At 61.1% G+C, this 16370-nt stretch carries 22 protein-coding genes, 1 tRNA gene and 1 pseudogene; 20 read left to right on the top strand and 4 right to left on the bottom strand.

All coding sequences use genetic code 11. The annotated features are described in order from the left end of the window. Positions 1-264 precede the first annotated feature (264 nt). On the top strand, positions 265-693 hold the full coding sequence (locus FJ950_RS29245) for a DoxX family protein (RefSeq protein ID WP_140620672.1): 429 nt from the start codon (positions 265-267) through the stop codon (positions 691-693). A gap of 48 nt (positions 694-741) precedes the next feature. Here FJ950_RS29245 and FJ950_RS29240 read toward each other — a convergent pair whose 3' ends face one another. Beyond that, complete coding sequence (locus tag FJ950_RS29240; RefSeq protein WP_015317041.1) at positions 742-1047, bottom strand: hypothetical protein; 306 nt, start codon at positions 1045-1047, stop codon at positions 742-744. A 98-nt stretch (positions 1048-1145) separates the two neighbouring features. Beyond that, a complete protein-coding gene (locus FJ950_RS29235; RefSeq protein WP_015317042.1) occupies positions 1146-1415 on the bottom strand; it encodes a hypothetical protein in 270 nt (89 codons plus the stop codon). Positions 1416-1722: 307 nt separating this feature from the next. On the opposite strand from FJ950_RS29235, the gene FJ950_RS29230 reads away from it, so the two are divergent. The 15 genes and pseudogenes from FJ950_RS29230 to FJ950_RS29160 all read left to right on the top strand — a co-directional run bounded on the left by FJ950_RS29230 (position 1723) and on the right by FJ950_RS29160 (position 11073). Continuing rightward, the gene (locus tag FJ950_RS29230) at positions 1723-2097 is read left to right on the top strand and encodes a hypothetical protein (RefSeq protein ID WP_140620670.1); all 375 of its coding nucleotides are present in this window, start codon (positions 1723-1725) and stop codon (positions 2095-2097) included. After that, positions 2090-2479 carry a hypothetical protein gene (locus FJ950_RS29675; RefSeq protein WP_181171486.1) on the top strand — a complete coding sequence of 130 codons (390 nt, stop codon included), beginning with the start codon at positions 2090-2092 and terminating at the stop codon, positions 2477-2479. Before FJ950_RS29230 ends, FJ950_RS29675 begins: the two co-directional genes overlap by 8 nt. Next, positions 2433-3095 (top strand): annotated as a pseudogene (locus FJ950_RS29220) (terminase family protein); the annotation flags it as partial. The gene FJ950_RS29675 and the pseudogene FJ950_RS29220, both read left to right, overlap by 47 nt. 17 nt (positions 3096-3112) lie before the next feature. Continuing rightward, positions 3113-3202: transfer RNA gene (locus FJ950_RS29670), tRNA-OTHER, on the top strand. 127 nt (positions 3203-3329) lie between these two features. Further along, positions 3330-4649: an ATP-binding protein gene (locus FJ950_RS29215; RefSeq protein ID WP_140620665.1), complete on the top strand. Its 1320-nt coding sequence runs from the start codon at positions 3330-3332 to the stop codon at positions 4647-4649. Then, positions 4624-5052 (top strand): hypothetical protein, encoded by a 429-nt coding sequence (locus FJ950_RS29210; RefSeq protein WP_140620663.1) that lies wholly within the window; start codon positions 4624-4626, stop codon positions 5050-5052. Before FJ950_RS29215 ends, FJ950_RS29210 begins: the two co-directional genes overlap by 26 nt. 174 nt (positions 5053-5226) lie before the next feature. After that, a complete protein-coding gene (locus FJ950_RS30215; RefSeq protein WP_348641181.1) occupies positions 5227-5661 on the top strand; it encodes a hypothetical protein in 435 nt (144 codons plus the stop codon). 144 nt (positions 5662-5805) lie between these two features. Then, positions 5806-6159 (top strand): hypothetical protein, encoded by a 354-nt coding sequence (locus FJ950_RS29195; RefSeq protein WP_140620662.1) that lies wholly within the window; start codon positions 5806-5808, stop codon positions 6157-6159. 125 nt (positions 6160-6284) lie between these two features. Further along, the gene (locus FJ950_RS29190) at positions 6285-6650 is read left to right on the top strand and encodes a terminase family protein (RefSeq protein WP_348641180.1); all 366 of its coding nucleotides are present in this window, start codon (positions 6285-6287) and stop codon (positions 6648-6650) included. After that, on the top strand, positions 6590-9121 hold the full coding sequence (locus tag FJ950_RS29185; RefSeq protein ID WP_140620660.1) for a hypothetical protein: 2532 nt from the start codon (positions 6590-6592) through the stop codon (positions 9119-9121). Before FJ950_RS29190 ends, FJ950_RS29185 begins: the two co-directional genes overlap by 61 nt. Before the next feature lie 43 nt (positions 9122-9164). Further along, positions 9165-10112: a glycosyl hydrolase 108 family protein gene (locus FJ950_RS29180; RefSeq protein WP_348641179.1), complete on the top strand. Its 948-nt coding sequence runs from the start codon at positions 9165-9167 to the stop codon at positions 10110-10112. 2 nt (positions 10113-10114) lie between these two features. After that, positions 10115-10315, top strand: a complete 201-nt coding sequence (locus tag FJ950_RS29175) for a hypothetical protein (protein ID WP_140620658.1) — start codon at positions 10115-10117, stop codon at positions 10313-10315. Further along, positions 10312-10551: a hypothetical protein gene (locus FJ950_RS29170; RefSeq protein WP_023769504.1), complete on the top strand. Its 240-nt coding sequence runs from the start codon at positions 10312-10314 to the stop codon at positions 10549-10551. Before FJ950_RS29175 ends, FJ950_RS29170 begins: the two co-directional genes overlap by 4 nt. Continuing rightward, entirely contained in the window at positions 10536-10730 is a 195-nt protein-coding gene (locus FJ950_RS29165) for a hypothetical protein (protein ID WP_140620656.1), read from the top strand. Before FJ950_RS29170 ends, FJ950_RS29165 begins: the two co-directional genes overlap by 16 nt. A gap of 25 nt (positions 10731-10755) precedes the next feature. Then, the gene (locus FJ950_RS29160) at positions 10756-11073 is read left to right on the top strand and encodes a hypothetical protein (protein ID WP_140620677.1); all 318 of its coding nucleotides are present in this window, start codon (positions 10756-10758) and stop codon (positions 11071-11073) included. Positions 11074-11231: 158 nt separating this feature from the next. Here the strand turns inward: FJ950_RS29160 and FJ950_RS29155 are convergent, their stop codons facing one another. Further along, positions 11232-11918: a hypothetical protein gene (locus FJ950_RS29155; protein ID WP_348641182.1), complete on the bottom strand. Its 687-nt coding sequence runs from the start codon at positions 11916-11918 to the stop codon at positions 11232-11234. A 270-nt stretch (positions 11919-12188) separates the two neighbouring features. Here FJ950_RS29155 and FJ950_RS29150 point away from each other — a divergent pair, with 270 nt between their 5' ends. From FJ950_RS29150 to FJ950_RS29140, 4 genes are all read left to right on the top strand, one after another. After that, the gene (locus FJ950_RS29150; protein ID WP_246681403.1) at positions 12189-13685 is read left to right on the top strand and encodes a glycosyltransferase family 39 protein; all 1497 of its coding nucleotides are present in this window, start codon (positions 12189-12191) and stop codon (positions 13683-13685) included. A gap of 167 nt (positions 13686-13852) precedes the next feature. Beyond that, positions 13853-14371 (top strand): peptide-methionine (S)-S-oxide reductase MsrA, encoded by a 519-nt coding sequence (gene msrA, locus FJ950_RS29145; RefSeq protein WP_140620653.1) that lies wholly within the window; start codon positions 13853-13855, stop codon positions 14369-14371. Between the two features lie 150 nt (positions 14372-14521). After that, complete coding sequence (locus FJ950_RS29720; protein WP_210161496.1) at positions 14522-14611, top strand: putative RiPP precursor; 90 nt, start codon at positions 14522-14524, stop codon at positions 14609-14611. Positions 14612-14709: 98 nt separating this feature from the next. Beyond that, positions 14710-15762 carry a formyltransferase family protein gene (locus FJ950_RS29140; protein ID WP_140620651.1) on the top strand — a complete coding sequence of 351 codons (1053 nt, stop codon included), beginning with the start codon at positions 14710-14712 and terminating at the stop codon, positions 15760-15762. A gap of 58 nt (positions 15763-15820) precedes the next feature. On the opposite strand, the gene FJ950_RS29135 is transcribed toward FJ950_RS29140, so the two are convergent. Continuing rightward, positions 15821-16129, bottom strand: a complete 309-nt coding sequence (locus tag FJ950_RS29135) for a hypothetical protein (RefSeq protein ID WP_140620649.1) — start codon at positions 16127-16129, stop codon at positions 15821-15823. Positions 16130-16370 lie beyond the last annotated feature (241 nt).

Here is a 16370-nt window from a genome sequence, read left to right as displayed (position 1 = left end):
AAACCCACCCACCCATATCGTGCACCAGACATAGCTGTGCATTAGCCCCGGCTAACAATATCACGATCAGGGTTACGGACAAGTTTCAGGATCATTAAGAATTTCTAAAGCTGTGCCTGCCGGTAAGCGGTCTTGCTTCTTCCTTCGAGCGGTGCGCTGCCATAGCATCGGGCGTCAAACCGGAACCGGTGAAAATTTTCGCCCGGCATGTCGGATCGGCACATGGCGGTGCGTCCTTGGGGCTGATGAAGCTGGAGAACAACCATGTCGCCCCAAATCGCACAATCGCCGTGGCAGACCGCGGCCCTTCTCGTCGCCCGCCTGATCTTCGCCGCCGTCTTCCTGATGGCGGTGACCTTCAAGTTCCTGGGCATGGAGGCCACGGCGGGCTATATCGCGGCCGCGGGCTTTCCGTTCCCGCTCTTCCTGGCATGGTGCGCGGCAATCCTGGAGGTGGCCCTGGTGCTGTGTTTCCTCAGCGGCGCCTTCTTCACCCAAGCCGCCCTGGTCGCCGCCGCCTATGTGCTGTTCCTTGCCTTTGCCTTCCACGGACCCAGCCACTGGGCCGGCAACCAGGCCGAGTTCGGTTTCTTCGTCGACCATTTTTCGTTCCTGGCCGGACTGCTGTTCGCGGCGGTCCACGGACCTGGAAGAATTCTGGCGCTGAACCTGGGATGGCCGGGCAGGGCGTAATGAGCATGCCGGGGGCAGGGCACGAGGAGTCCGCCAGGGGCAGGGATCTCACATCTGATCGTTGTAGGGCTCCTTCATCTGGCCGACCATGCGGGCCAGCTTCGAGAAAGACGGCATGTCGGCCTCCGGCTGGCACTGGTTGGCGAGTTCCAGCAGCCGGATCGGAAAATTGACGGCGTCGCGGTTCGACGCCGACATGCCGTCCGATCGCTCCTCGCCGGTTTCCGACGCCTCGGCCTTGCGAAGCGCGATGTCGATCTCCTCCGACGTCAGCACCCCCTTTTTGACCAGGACGTGGTTGATCGAGGCGACGGCCATCAACAGGCCTTCGAGTTGCAGGTTGGCGACGTTCATGGATTTCTCCCTCCGTTGATCGCAGTGGAACGCATCAGCGGCGTTTCCGATCCGGCCGGCGTGCGGGAACCAGCGCGCCGATCGTGAGCGGTCAGGCGCTACTCCTGCGTCAGGCGCTCGCCATACTCGCGCCAAAGCGCCCTGACTTCCAGGCTGCCGAGGCGTGGGATCGAAGGGTCGCCGCAATCTATGGCGACGGTGCCGATGTCGTAATTGGGGTAAGCGTTGGCGACGAAGCGGATCGCTTCGCCAAGCGAGTGCACCCGGATGACCGGATCGGCCTGACCCTGGCCGGTGCTGCGCACACCGGAAACCGTGGCCGGAGCGTGCCGCATCCGGAAGACGGATGCCATGGCTGGTCTGTCCATCGTCCTCTCCCACAAGGCCGTGCGACGGGAATCATTCCATGAGCTGGCGCTGATGATTTCACAGGTGCCGGTTCATGAACAGCCGGATAAATGTCAGCCGCCGGGATCATGCCCTCTCGGAAAATGTGAATTTTTTCCTATTTGGCATTGACCGGTGAGGGCAGCGATGCTATAAATCCATCCATGGTGCTGATTTGCGCCACCGACCCGCCGCCGAGGCGGGTTTTGTGTTTCTGGCCCCTAGTTGGGCTGCCTGCCGATGCGGTGGCGCCGTAGGGCGCTGCTTCCGCGAGATGCGAGAAATACCATGCCCCGCTATGCCAGCATCATCACCGGCGATGACGGCCGCGAGATCGTCAGCGCCATCGGCGAATTCGAGGGCGCCGGCCCGGTGGCGCGCCTCGGCCGTGTCGAGGCGGTTCCCGCCGGCGTGCTGATCGGCATGGTGCGCGATGCGGCCGGTGGCTTCTGCTTTCCGCAGGCCGGTATCGGCGCACAGCTCGTAGGTCTCGCCATGGCGCGGCTCAAGGCTGCAAGGCCTGTGGCGAGGCCCGCACAGGCCGCGAAGCCGAAGCGCGGAAAGGCCAGGAAGAAATCCGCCCGCTTGAAAAAGCGGGCCAGGCAGGCGCCGCCGAAGGCCGCCGCCGGTGATGTCAATGTCGGGGCGCGGACCCATGACTGATGAAACCGGGCCGGCGCACCGCAAGGCCAGGGCGGCAAGGCGCAAGCCCGCTGCCAGTCCGGTAGCCGCCAAGACGCCCCGGCCGAAGCGGACCAAGAAAACATTGGGCGACGATTTCCTGGCCGCCGTGCGGGCCGATTTTCTGGCGCATGGCGCCGGTGTCCTCGCCGAGGTGCGGACCGACAAGCCGGACCAGTATCTGAAGATCGTGCTGTCGGTGCTGCCCAGGGATTTTGATGTCGCCGTAAACCAACTGGACGCCCTAAGCGATGACGAGATCCGCAACCGCATCCGCGCCCTTGAAACCGTCGTCAAACCGTTCCTCGAGGAGCCGTCTGATCTCGGCCCGAACCGAATATCTGGCGCTGCTGGCGGAGCTTGACCGCAGAAAGCGCACCAACCAACTGGCTTCTTACAAGCCATATCAACGCCAGGCTGAATTCCATGCCGCTGGCGCGGCCAACCGCGAACGCCTGTTCATGGCCGGCAACCAGCTCGGCAAGACAAAAGCAGGCGGCGCCGAATGGGCGATGCACCTCACCGGCCGCTACCCCGCGTGGTGGCAAGGCAAGGTTTTCGACACGCCGGTACGGCTGTGGGCCGCCGGCGTCACCGGCGAGGGCACGCGCGACAACCCGCAGCGCGTGCTGGTCGGCCCGCCGCAGCAGCAGGCGGCATGGGGCACCGGCATGATCCCGGCCGACGCCATTTTGGACACCATCATGGGGCGCGGCGCGCCCGGTGCGCTCGACAGCGTCGTGGTGCGCCATGGCGGCGGCGGCGATGTGCAGGCCGGCGAGAGCGTGCTGTCGTTCAAGAGCTACGAAAAAGGTCGCGAGAAATGGCAGGGCGAGACGCTGCACGGCGTCTGGTTCGACGAGGAGCCGCCGCTCGACATCTATTCCGAAGGCCTGACCCGCACCAACGCCACCGGCGGCATCACCATCGTCACCTTCACGCCGCTGCTGGGCATGAGCGGCGTGGTGATGTTGTTCTTGTCGGCGGGGGAGGTGGAGCGGATGGGGAAGCATTGAGGTCATTTCCCGTGGCGGCTGTTCAGCTTCCCAAACTGAACGCGCGAGTTCGACTCTCGCTAACCGCTCCAGCTAAAAGCTGCGTCCTTGGATTGCTAACGCCAAAGCATTGAGCTTAGGATGGCGATGGGGAGCAAATTCTATTCGACCACACCGTCCTTCCCAAATAATTTCTGAGCTGCTGGTTTTCTGAATGCCATGGTTACACTTACAATAAGCAATTTTTCCTGCATCGATTCCGCTGAGGTCACCTTAGCTCCGATGACTGTTCTGATAGGCCCGCAAGCAAGCGGAAAGAGCGTTATATCCAAACTCATCTATTTCTTTGTTCATCAGGTTCACGCTCAGTACTCCAGAGCTGAAGAAGGACTCTCATTCTCAGACTTCAATGATCAGTTTGCGCTCGACTTCGTAAAATGGTTTCCTCCGTCTGCTTGGGGTAACGGAAGTTTCAAGGTCACGTTCGAAGCCGGCAAAATTAAATTTGTCGTTCAGCGTCCGAGACGAGCCAGTCGGGCCTTTCTCGACCGCGTGAACGTACACGCGTCTGATTTCTTCAAAGAGTTTTACTCTTCCATACTTTCGGACTTTGATAAGGCTAGATCTCGTTCAAAGGACGAGGACAGCATCCCGCCTTGGGATGTTCTATACCGGGTTAGACATACCGCCGAAACGAGGCTATCTAGACAACTAGGCCGGGACCACATTTCTTATCAGCTCTTTATTCCTGCGGGGCGCTCATTTTTCACTAGCGTTGGAAAGGCTATTGCGGTTTTTGACCATGGCGGTCTTCTCGATCAAATCACGCTTCGATTTGGGCGCCAATACGCGAACGTTCGTGAGCGATACGCCCACATCACAGTCCGTCGCTCCCTTCCTTCGGATCAGCAGCGTGAGAATCTGATGAGAAAGATTTTCGGAGGCGAAGTTCGATTCACCAGGGACCAGGAATTCGTCGAGAGTCCTGATGGACGGAAGGTGCCCTTTTCAGCGCTTTCCTCTGGTCAACAAGAATTGCTCCCGCTTTGGCTGACAGTCTCGCAGTTTGCCTATCGAGGTATTGCTCCGAACTCTAAGCTGCCTGTCGATTCTCAAATGGTTGTTATTGAGGAACCTGAGGCTCATCTTTTCCCATCCGCTCAAAGCTCATTGGTGGAATATCTCAGTAGTGTTGTTTCGGCCGCGCGACAGAACAGGTTCATGATATTAACAACGCACAGTCCCTATGTTTTATCGAAGATCAACAATTTAGTTCTGGCAGGAACATCTATTCCTGCAACGAAGGATCAAATTGCGACGCTTGCGAAGATTGTTCCTCGGGGCTCTTGGCTGCGGCAGAACTCTCTTCGTGCTTATGCCATTAAGGACCGTAAAGTGTACAATATAGTCAACGAGGAAGACGGTCTAATCGATGGCGGATACTTAGACTCTGTCTCAGGCGAGATTTCTGAAGAATTTCTTAAGATATTGAAAATTATGGTGGGCGGGGGAAATGCAGAATTGCCAGTCGACGAGTAAGGCATCGCAGATTAAAGTTGAAGAGAAAGGAAAGAGGGCAATTTTTCTGAATCCAAAGAAGGAAAAGTTAGTTCGCACGATGTTCGATGGATGCGTTGTCAATAATGCCATCGCTGCAGATTGGATCGTGTCAAAGAACGGGATTGGTGACGTTATTGTAGAATTGAAGGGCTGCAAAATCGAGCACGCAGCTGATCAGATTTGCGCGACTGCAAAGTACCTTACGGATCATGGCCATCGGCAGGGGAAGGTGTCAGGACTGATTGTATGCTCACGATATCCGAGCGAAGATAGCACCTTTCAGCGGATTCAACTTAGATTTGCGAAGACTTTTAACGGACCAATTCGAGCTGTAAATAAGGTTGCGGTCATGACCTTCGACAACGCGCTGGCATTCCCGTAGCCGCTACTTCCTTTGTCGTGGATTGGTTCTGCGTGCAGATTCGTGCCTTAGTCGCTGATGTGCGTTCGATGAGGGGCGCCGCGTCCGTTTTTTAAGAATCGCGTCCAAGCAGCGGCATACGGTCGTTCCCCCCCAATCTGATTTCGGAACCGCTATGACCGTCACGTCACCTTCATGACCATCGACGATGCCGCGCATTATTCGCCCGAGCAGCGCGCGGCGATCATTGGCGCCTATCCCGAACATGAGCGCCAGGCGCGCGCCAAGGGCATTCCGGTGCTGGGTTCCGGCCGCATCTTTCCGGTGGGCCGAGGCGCTGATCGCCTGCGAGCCGTTCCGGCTGCCGCGCTACTGGCCGCGCCTTGGGGCGCTCGACTTCGGCTGGGATCATCCTTCGGCCGCGGTCGAGCTCGCCTGGGATACGGAGGCCGATGTCGTCTATGTCACCAAAGCCGCCCGCGCCTCGCAGCAGACGCCGGCCGTTCCTCGACGAATCCCCAATCCTGGCCCTGCCGATCCCGGCCGCTCGATATCTATTCCAAAGGCCTGACCCGCACCAACCCACCGGCGGCATCACCATCGTCACCTTCACGCCGCTGCTCGGCATGAGCGATGTGGTGATGTTGTTCCTGTCGGCGGGGGAGGTGGAGCGGATGGGCAAGGGGTGAAACAGCTCCGAAACCATGATTTGCAACACCGCTTTCGCGGCAACCGGAGGTCGAGTAGCTTGCGGCGCGACGTTCGGGAACCGACATGCGCCACCTCATGAAATTGCTCTTCCTGCCTGCACTGCTTTCAGCCTGCAGCGGCAGCGGCGATTGGCGCGCCGATGCGATCGCCGCCGCCCAAGGCAAGATGCGTGGCCTGGCAGGCGATGCTTCGGCCACCTTCTCGCATGTCCAGCTTACCGGCGACAGTTCGACCGGCCAGACCTGCGGCGTCATCACCGCCACGGTTGGCGCCTTCACCAAGGAGGCGCGCTTCATCGTCTATATCGACAACACCGCCGGCCCGTTCGTCGAGCCGGGCATGGGCCAGTCCATGTCACGGGCCGACTTCGACTGGGCCTGGCAGAACGACTGCCTGAACGAAGGATACAAGTCCTGAGGGACTGATCCGATCCTCGCGGGGTTACTCACGATGGGGAAGTGGCCGCCGGCGACGGCCGCCAGAACCCAGTGCGAACAACACCATACGATCGGCGCCTTGCAAGATGATTCAAGGACAGCGCAATGAGCCGTCACGTCACCTTCATGACCATCGACGATGCGGCCCACTACAGCGCCGAGCAGCGCGCGGCGATCGCCGCCGCCTATCCCGAACATGAGCGCGATGCCCGCGCCAAGGGCATTCCGGTGCTGGGTTCCGGCCGCATCTTTCCGGTGGCCGAGGCGCTGATCGCCTGCGAGCCGTTCCGGCTGCCGCGCTACTGGCCGCGCCTTGGGGCGCTCGATTTCGGCTGGGACCATCCTTCGGCCGCCGTCGAACTCGCCTGGGATACGGAGGCCGATGTCGTCTATGTCACCAGCGCGAACCCGTGCGCCTGGCAACCACGGCGAACCTGGAGACGGTACTCGTCGACGGCGTGGCGTGGCTAGAAGGCCTCAAGCCCATCGACGGCACCCAGACCGCGGTTGGCGACCGAGTGTTGGTCAAGGACCAGAACGACGCCAGGCTGAACGGCATCTACACGGCCTCGCAAGGTTTCTGGTATCGCGCAGCCGACGCCCGCACCAGCCGCACCATGCAGAAGGGCACGACGGTGCATGTGCAGGAAGGCGCGGTGTCGGCCGGTTTCGTCTATGCGTTCCAGACGCTGGCGCCGGCCGTCGGGCGCGACGACATCGCGCTTGCCTTCTTCAGCTCGGACGATCTTGTCGGCGACGCGACGGCGGCGGTGAGGGACGAACTGGCCGGCGTCATCGCCGAGGCGGAGCGCGCCCGCGATCTCGCCCAGCAATATGCGGCCGACGCTGCCATGGTGTCGGGCGTCAACGTGCCGATCTACGTGTCGGTGGCGACAGCTGCCGGCGCCACCATCGCCGCCGGCGTCAAAGCCATCCGCACGCAGTTCTACGCCCCGGTCTTCACCACGCCGGCAACCCTCGTCGGCGGCGCCAACTACGCCCGCATGTCGCTGGCGGCAATCACCGCCGGCGGCTACCCGGCGCTGGCATATTTCCGCTCCACCGATCGCTTCATGCCGGATGGGACCGTGGATGCGGGGAGTGGAGGGTATTGGGTGCTAAGGGAGAGTGTAGCCAGCGCGACGATGCTCGGTGCCTACGAAGGTCTCGTTGACAACGCGGCTGCGTTAAACGCACTCGGCTCTTATTGCCGGATCACCAGTGCCGCTCTCGTCCTGCCCGCCGTCGCGACATATTACATGGTTGGTTCTTCAATCGACTGGCGTGATGTAGGCGAGATCAATGGCAAGGGCGCGCTGATACGTGGCGCCTTTGATGGCCTTTCAGCGGTCCGTGTCGGTGGGGCCGGGGCCAATATTTTGCGCCGTGCGAAGATTTGGCTGGAGGTCCAGAACACCTCGGATAAATCAATTATCGCGAACACGCGGGGGGTTCATTTCGGCGGTATGGCAGAAAGCAAGCTTTGGCTGCATGTGCGCGGGTTTGACGAAGGTCTCTATTTCGACGGCGTAGCGAATAACACCAATTGGGTGAGCAACGAGTTCAACATTCTTACACTCTACAATAATGGCTCGCATGTTCATTGCGATCTCGCTGGCTCGTCGTATTTTGTCAATTGCCAGTTTCGCGGCGGAACCTGGTACATCGGCACCAATCAGAAAGTGATCGGGCGGGGAACGGTCAAGCTGACCTTGGCAGGGACTGCCGCCATTGAGGAGGTGCTCATCGATGGTCCGCAGATGGGAATTGACGGCGCGTCTGCAGGCGTCGGCCATGCGATCTTCGTACTTGCTACCCTAGGGAGCACAAGCAATCTGACTACGGTATTTTTCAGGAATGCGCGTATCGAAACCTACGGTGCATTCACTAACACGCCTGCTTTGATCAACGTGCCGTCAGCGACTGGCTTCGCCTCATTCAATATCGACCTTTTGTCGGCATCGGGCATTGACGATGCAAACATCGTCTCACCCGATCTAAAACGCATCTTTGTCACACTCCGTGACATTTCCAATAGGCCCACAGGTGGCGCGAACCTCGTGCGGCGGTTTGAGGGAGCAAAGTTCTTTCCCATCCAGGCAGAGGGCCGCATAACGGTGCCTGGCGTAGTGCTATATGACAGTGCGACTGGCGGCTATGCTGCACCGTCACCCTTCCTGACGAATGGTGTTACAGCGCGCACGTCGCGTGCCAACGGCGACGGTCAGCTCTTGGTGTCGAGTTCCGGCCAAGCAGTTGGCCATATTTATAAGAAGGCGAACACCACTCAGGCCGCCTTCCTTAGCTTCCTCAATGGCTCGCGCCCCGTCACGGTTGTATGCTTCGACGCCTCTGGCGGAGTGCTTTCTGGCAATACCCCATACTATGCCAAGGGTAGCAACGGTCAGTCGATCGTTCGGACGGGCGCGGCGGTCTATGAGTTCTCAACCAACTGGCTCTGGATACATCCATCGGTCGCCTCTTTTTTCGTCGGGGCTTCTGGCTGGATAGGCGCGGCGATCATCGAAGGTATCGATTTCGAACAAGGTTTCGCTGCGCCAATGCAGCGCCAACGGGACTTTGAAACCGACATTAGCCGGCTTTGCTACAGCGCCAATATGGAGAGCTATTTGCCTCTCGGTGCCACGATCGAGCGGAATGGTTTTCCGGGATATCGAAATACATTCCTCCTGAAAACTGCGCTCAGTACTGCGTCGCTCTCGGGAGCGACCACCATCGACGTTGTGAACGCTTCAGGAATCGCTAGCGGCGACCGGATCGGAATTGAGATTGATACGGTCATCATTGGCGCTGAGCGGCAGTGGCACAATACAACCGTGAACGGCGCGCCAGTTGGCAATACTGTGACGCTAGCGGCTGTATTACCTGCACCCGCCGCCTCAGGCCGGGCTGTAAGACTCAACCGTTGGGTGACACGATGATCAGTTCGATTTCTTCCGCAGAAGGAGGAGGACTTCGTCGCCGTTGCGCGGCGCCAATATAGTTTCTCATCCGAAACCCGTTCGTCCTGGAATTGAATTTTTCTATCACGTGCCGGCCTGCGTGCAAGGCGGCATGCCAGACAACGCACAGTTACCGAGGGCTGGTGCGCTTGTCGTTGGGATTGGGATCCTGGGCGAGGGCATGGCCGACTTCCTGCGTCGACCAAAACCATTACAACGCGAAAGGGAAATACCCATGGACCGCAATTTCGCGCGGGCGCTTGCGCTCGTTCTGAGATCCGAAGGTGGCTGGTCGGACAATCCGGCCGATCCGGGCGGCGCCACGATGAAGGGTGTCACGCTGGCGAACTTCCGCCGCTACGTGAAGGCCGGCGCTAGCAAGGCCGATCTGCGCAAGATCGGGGATGACCAGGTGGCAACGGTTTTTCGCCGGTTCTATTGGGATGCCGTGCTGGGGGCCGAGTTGCCAGATGGCGTCGACTGCGCCGTGTTCGATTTCGCGGTGAACAGCGGACCCGGCAGGGCAGCGAAGTATCTGCAAGCGGTGGTGGGAGCTGCCCAGGACGGGCGCATCGGGCCGGCCACGCTCGCCGCGGCCAGGGCAAAACCGGCCGGCGCCGTGATCGACGGGCTCTGCGATGCGCGGCTGGCGTTCCTGCAACGCTTGCCGACATGGGCGACATTCGGGCGCGGCTGGTCGGATCGGGTCAAGTTGGTGCGGGCGCAGGCGCTGCTGATGTCGGCGCCGGCGGCTGTACCCGCGCGGCCTGCAAAACCGTCGCCGCAAGCAGCTCCGCCAAAGGCTGAAACGCCCGTCGATGCCGTGCCGGCGGCCGAGCCGGCGTCGCCAGCGCCCGACAATTCCGGGATGCCGATGGCCGCGAAGACCGGCGGTATCATCGCCGCCTGCGTGCTCGTCACCCTCGCCGCCTGGCACCATATCGCCGATGCCCTTGAAGGGATGTTCTGACCATGGCCACAGTTACCCAGCCGACCACCCGTCCGACCAACAAGCTGACGGCCGCCACGATCGCCGCCGCGGCCGTCTCCGTCGCGGGCGTCGTCGTACGCAATTTCTGGCCATCCTGGTACGACGCCGAGACATGGGCATCGCTTTTGCCGATAGCGGTCTTTGCCGTCGGCTATCTCGCCAAGGATGAGCCAAACCGATGAGCGCGCTAATGTCTTTCCTGCTCACCAATCCGACCATTCTGGGCGTGGGCGCCGCTATCCTGGCGGCATTCGGCTGGGGCGTTCGCCAGCGGCTGGCCGGCGAACGCGCGGAGCGCGCGCGACAGGCTGCCACCGAGGCCGAGGCGCGCGCCATAGCCGACCAGGTCCAGAACGATATCGGTGCGCTGCCGTCCGCCGCCGCCCGAAAGGAGCTCAAATCATGGGCAAGGGACTGATGCTCGCCTCGGTCGTGGCCGTGATATCAGGCTGTACCACTGCCAAGGGCGGATTTTGCGCGGTGTCGAGCCCGCTGCGCCTGTCGGTGGCAGCGGTCGATGCGCTGTCGGATGGCGAGGTCAAGGCATTGCTGGCGCACAACCGCAAGGGCGAAAGACTGTGCGGATGGAAGTCATGACGATGGTCACGAGGACGGTCAAATGATGCACGATCTCTTCGACCTGCTTGGCATCAAGGGGCCGGTCGTTGCCGCCGGTCTCGCCGGCGGCGTCCTGCGGGCTTTGTCGCGTCACCGCTACAAGCTGCGCGAAATGGTCGCGTCGCCAATCTGCGGCGCGCTTGCCGCCGCCTATTTGACGCTGCCGGTGGTCCAGTATGCCCGCGCCACCGGGCTGCCGCTGGCCAGTGACGACACGACGACGCTGGCGGCTGCCTTCCTCATCGGCGTCTGCGCCATGTGGATCTCGGATATTCTGTTCGAGGTGATCGTGCGGAAGTTCGGGCCAGCCCCGGAGGACTGACGGCCGGCCCTGCTTTGGGACCGGCACCTGACGGCTCGATCGAACCACAAGCCCGCCTTGGCTCACGCCAGGGCGGGCTTTCTTGCGTTTTCGGGCCGCTCATCGTTCACGGATACGAGGCCCGGCTCCTCTTCGGCGCAAGGTCGGAAAAACCGTACTCAGGCCAGGATGTTGACGGCGCGGGCCGCGACCAGCGCGATCGTGAGCAGCGAGATCATCGCCTCCGCCATCATCAAAAGCTTGGCGCGCTGGGAAAGCGGCAAGGTGTCGGTTGGTGAAAACGCCGTCGCATTGGTGAAGGCGAGGAAGAAATAATCAACGAAGCCAGGCAGCCAGTCGCGGATCTCGCGATCGTCCAGGGTCATTTGCGGAAACAGGAAATCGGCATGGGCGCGTTTGACCAGTCCGCAGGTCGGCGGCCCGCCGCGATCGGTGCTCCAGAACCACAAGGCGAAGACGATGATGTTGGTGAGCCAGATGTTGAGCGCGTCGACGAGCAATGTCTGGCCGCTGCTGCCGGCATGTCCCGCCAGCAACACGCGCACCAGCAGCACCAGCGAACCGCAGTTCATGACGCTGACGACGCCGGTCATTACCAGGGCCGTCCTGCGGATCATGACGCGAAAACGGCCGACGAGATACCAGTGCTCTTCCTCGACCGCTTTCTGGGTGGCGACCTGCGTCCAGGCGGTGGCCACGGATAGGGGCACCAGCAGGGCGGCCTCCAGCGCCGGCGCCAGCCAGCGAGGGCCGAACGAAAGATCGTTGATGACCAGAAGCTGCAGGCAGATGATGACGAGGACAGCCGCGCGCGCCAGCCAGAAGTCGAGCGCGCGGTGATGGATGACGGCATGCTAGTGACGCATCGAATGTCCGGGATGCTGAAGTGGGATCAGGTGTGCGGGCTGTTTTGCCCGGGGAGGGCAATAGAACGCCGAGATTCCCGCTCAATCTTGGTATTGCAATGGCACGCAAGTATACTTTTTTGTAAGCTTTGACCTTGGGGCTATTCGGCAAACCGGGCGATGTGATTTAAGCGCGGCATGGCGGGAATTGACGACTCCATGGATCGTTGGGTGCCGGCAGCACTGCCTGCCGTGGGCCTGGACTCGTCATTGGTTTGGTCCGCGCTGCTTCGGCACCCTTGGGGTTTGCTGGCACTTTTGTGCCTGGTGCAGATCCTGTGCTGGACCCTGGTGCCAACACTCATCGATCCCGCACCGCCCGGCGACGTCGTGGAAGGCTTCATGTGGGGCCGCGAATGGGTGCTTTTGACCTACAAGCATCCGCAACTCCCCGGCTGGCTGCTCGAGATCAGTCATCTCCTGACCGGATCGTTCCGCTGGCCGCAATATCTGCTGGCCCAGCTGACGATCTCGGCCACTTTCGTCCTGGTCTACCTGCTGGCTCGCGACACGCTCGGCCGCGACAAAGCGCTGGCCGCCGTGCTTTTGATGCCGTCGGTCTATTTCTTCGGCTGGCCGACGCCGCAATTCAATCACGACTATGCGCAGATGCCGTTCTGGGCGGCGATCTGCTGGTTGCTGTGGCGCGCCAGCCGCGGCGGCGGGCCGGGCTGGTGGCTGGCGCTCGGATTGGTGTCGGGCGTTGGGCTTTACGCCAAGTTCTCCACCGGCTTGCTGCTTGCCTTCGGCGGCCTCTGGCTGCTGTGCGACCCACGTGCGCGCAGCCGGCTGGCGACACCCTGGCCATGGCTTGGCCTGGCTGTGTTTCTCGCCGTCGCCGCGCCGCTTGCCATCGCACTCTACCGCATCGATTTCCTGCCTTTGACCTATTTCGCCGGCCGCGATGCATGGGTGAGCGAGCACCGGGCGCGGCTCTATTATATCGGCGTCCAGATGGCCGGCCTTTCCGGCTTTCTCCTGGTGTTGGCGCTATCAGGGCTATTGCGGCGCTCACCAGCCCCGCAAGTGCCGGTCGAGCGCGACACGCTCGTCTATCTCTGCTGGATGGGGCTTGGGCCGGCGGCGCTGATCATGGTGGTCTCGTTGTTCACCGGCACCGGGGAAGCCTGGGGCGCGCCGATGTACAATCTTGTCGGCGTCGTCGCGCTCGCCTTTCTCGGTCACCGGCTCGGTGCCGTCGAGATGAGGAGGTTGGCGATCTGCGCCTTCATCTGCATCGTCGCCATGTCGGGCGCCTATGGGGCGATCCGATGGACGGACTGCAATGTGCGGGGACGCATGGACGCCGTCTGCTGGCCGGCGCGGCCGATCTCGGACGAGGCCGAGGCAATCTGGCACGCGGCGGCGCCGGGCCGGCTCGACATCGTCGGTGGCGACACCAATCTTGCCATGCTGGCTGGCCTCAACGCCTATGACAAGCCGTCTATCTTCACCGATCTCGATATGCGGTTCGCACCCTGGATCACGAGGCAGCGGTTGCGCGATCACGGCATGCTGATGGTCTGGTCGGGTCGTCACGTGCCGTCAAGATTTCTGGCGTGGGTGGACAATATCCCGGTCAAGACCGTTCTTTTCAACTGGTCGCGCGAGGCACCGCCGGCGGCGATCAGCTTTGCCGTCATTCCGCCCGGCACGCGATATCTGCCGGCTGCCGCCAGCAGCCGGACCCGGCATCCGCGCAGCTAGGGTGAGCGGCGTCGTGCGATCCCCCTATAATACAACCGGACGACCGCTCGTCTGACTGGACGAAGCTGGCAGCAATGCCCATTTATGCACTATCCAAGTTTGTGCCGCGCAATTCCCGACGGAGAGCCGCTACACTTCCCCGGAATTGCCTTTTGAGGAGACGTGACATGGCGACTTCGAGCGAACGTGCAGTGCTTGCCGGCGGCTGCTTCTGGGGCATGCAGGATTTGATCCGGCGCTTCCCGGGTGTCCTTGCCACGCGTGTCGGCTACAGTGGCGGCGACGTGCCGAACGCCACCTATCGCAATCATGGCACGCATGCCGAAGCCATCGAGATCACCTTCGACCCGGCGAAAATCAGCTTTCGCCAGCTTCTGGAATTCTTCTTCCAGATACATGATCCGACGACGCGCAATCGCCAGGGAAACGATGTCGGCATGAGCTATCGCTCCGCAATCTACTACACCGATGAGGAGCAGAAGCGTGTGGCGGAGGACACCATCGCCGATGTCGACGCCTCCGGCCTGTGGCCCGGCAAGGTCGTCACCGAACTTGCGCCGGCCGGAGCGTTCTGGGAGGCCGAACCCGAGCACCAGGACTATCTCGAGAAATATCCCAACGGCTACACCTGCCATTTCGTCAGACCAGGCTGGAAGCTGCCGGTTCGTGAAAAGGCGGTTTCATAAGGTTCACCAGCCGTTTTGGCAGCAGGTGGGGTATAAACGCCCGTCGATTGCCAAGGATCATACGCATAGGGGCTGTTGGCCGCCGTGGCGGTTGACAGTTCGTTGCGTTGCTGGCCAACTGTGTGGGTTGATCGATCATCGGGGATGAGCATGAAGAAGATCTACGAAAAGCCGGTGTTGGTGAAGCGGGAAAGACTCTCAAGTGTTGCGGCGGGACCGCTTTCTTCCAAGGCAGCCTGACCGGCCAGGCCGGCTTTCGGGCCTGGCCGGCCGAGTTGTAACGGTGATCGAATTGCTGGTGCGGGCAGGCTACGTCTTGCCCCGCTGGGCTTGAGAAGATGATTTCTTCCGAACCCGCGGCCTGCGCCGGGCAACTCAATGCAATTTTCATCCTGGATGTTTCTGCTTATACCGGGCCGCTGCTTTCCGGATGGATCGAGGCGGGAAACCGTGTTGGTGCGATCATCGTGCCTGGTTTTCAACGCCCATCCAGAGGCTTCAGCATTGGCAATTTTCGGCGCAGGCTGAGGCGCCGGCTTTTGCTCAGGCGCCATCTCGGCAACACGCCGGTAAAGCTGATCGAATTCCGCCGGCCTTACGACTGGAACGAGCTTGCCCGGCAATTGCCTGACATCGCCGCGGATGTGCTGATCTGCTTCGCTTTCCCGACCTTGATCCCGCAGCAGCTGCTCGACCTCTTTCCCAAGGGCGGGCTTAATTTTCATCCGGCGCTGCTGCCCAACTACCGGGGGCCACATCCTCTCCATCGTCTTGTCGCGGATGGCCAGCATGCGGTCCATGGCGGCGTGACACTGCATAAGATGTCGGCCAATTTCGACGACGGCGACATCCTCGGACAAGTGCTGTTCACCGAAGCAGACTGGGCATCGCGGCGGGATATGGTGGACGGCGTGGCGAGCGCGATGCGCCGGTTGGTGCGTGAGGTGGTGCCAGCCTATTGCAAGAATCTGGTGTCGGGGATGCGGCAGCCAGCCGGTGATTTCGTCTGGGCTCGACTTGAGCGGGACCACATGGCGATTTCGTCCGACATGTCGATCGGGCACGTTGCCCGGATGTGGCACGTATTGGGCGCTAAACCCGGTATCTATTTGGATGTCGCCGGCCGCAAGGTCAGGCTGGCCTTCCAGGTCAGGCGACTGGGTCCGCCAACCGGAAAGGGTCCCGTAAGGCGGTGGGGGATGGTGGAGTTCGATCTTGCCAATGGCCGGGTTCGGCACCTCACCTACGGGCGCCTGCTCAAACGGCTGATGAAAATATACGCCTCATTCCCACGCCCCCGGGCCGGCAAACCGTACGCTGAATTAAGGGTCTTTGGCCGGGTGGGCAGTGAAGCGGCACCAGAGCCGCAAGCGGGTAGTCGCGGACACTGAATCCCAATAATGGGAACCGCGGAAACTGCGTCCGCGGTTCTCATATCGCGATGGCAAACTACTTTCCGCAGTTGTTGTCGTTCACGGTCGGCGCGGTGGCGTTGCCATTGGCGTCCGTCTGTGCACCCGGCGGGTTGGTCGGGCAATTCTTGTCCGCATTGGAATTCATGTCGCCCGGCGTGGTGGTCGTGCTGTTGGTCGCGCCCGGATCGATCGTACTGGGTGAAGCCGGGGTGCTTGGGTCCACAGTGACGGACTTGCCGCTACCGCCGGGCCCATCCGCGCCCGCTGCGCTATTGCTTTGTGCCATGGCGGATGTTGCAACGGCAATGGTGAAGGCCGAAGCCGCGAGGATTTTCATGAACATGATTTGTCTCCATTTTCTGTGAACTCGTCGCCGGGAACGGTGCACGGTTTCGCGGAAATCATGAACCGCTCAATCTCTTGTTTTGACACAATCCCGAACGGAAAATTGGTCCTGGAATCGCGTCCAGCGACTGGTGGGACAACCCCTCGGAATGGCGAAGGTTCCAGACAAATTTCCGCGCCGGCGATGTCCAATTGCCCTGGAGCTCGGGCAATGCTTTAGCGCGGCTTGCCAAAAAAAC

This window comes from Mesorhizobium sp. B2-3-14 (assembly GCF_006442175.1).
Classification (GTDB): domain Bacteria; phylum Pseudomonadota; class Alphaproteobacteria; order Rhizobiales; family Rhizobiaceae; genus Mesorhizobium; species Mesorhizobium australicum.
The sequence above is the reverse complement of the archived record's forward strand: the minus strand, read 5'-3'. Positions and strand labels throughout refer to the sequence as shown.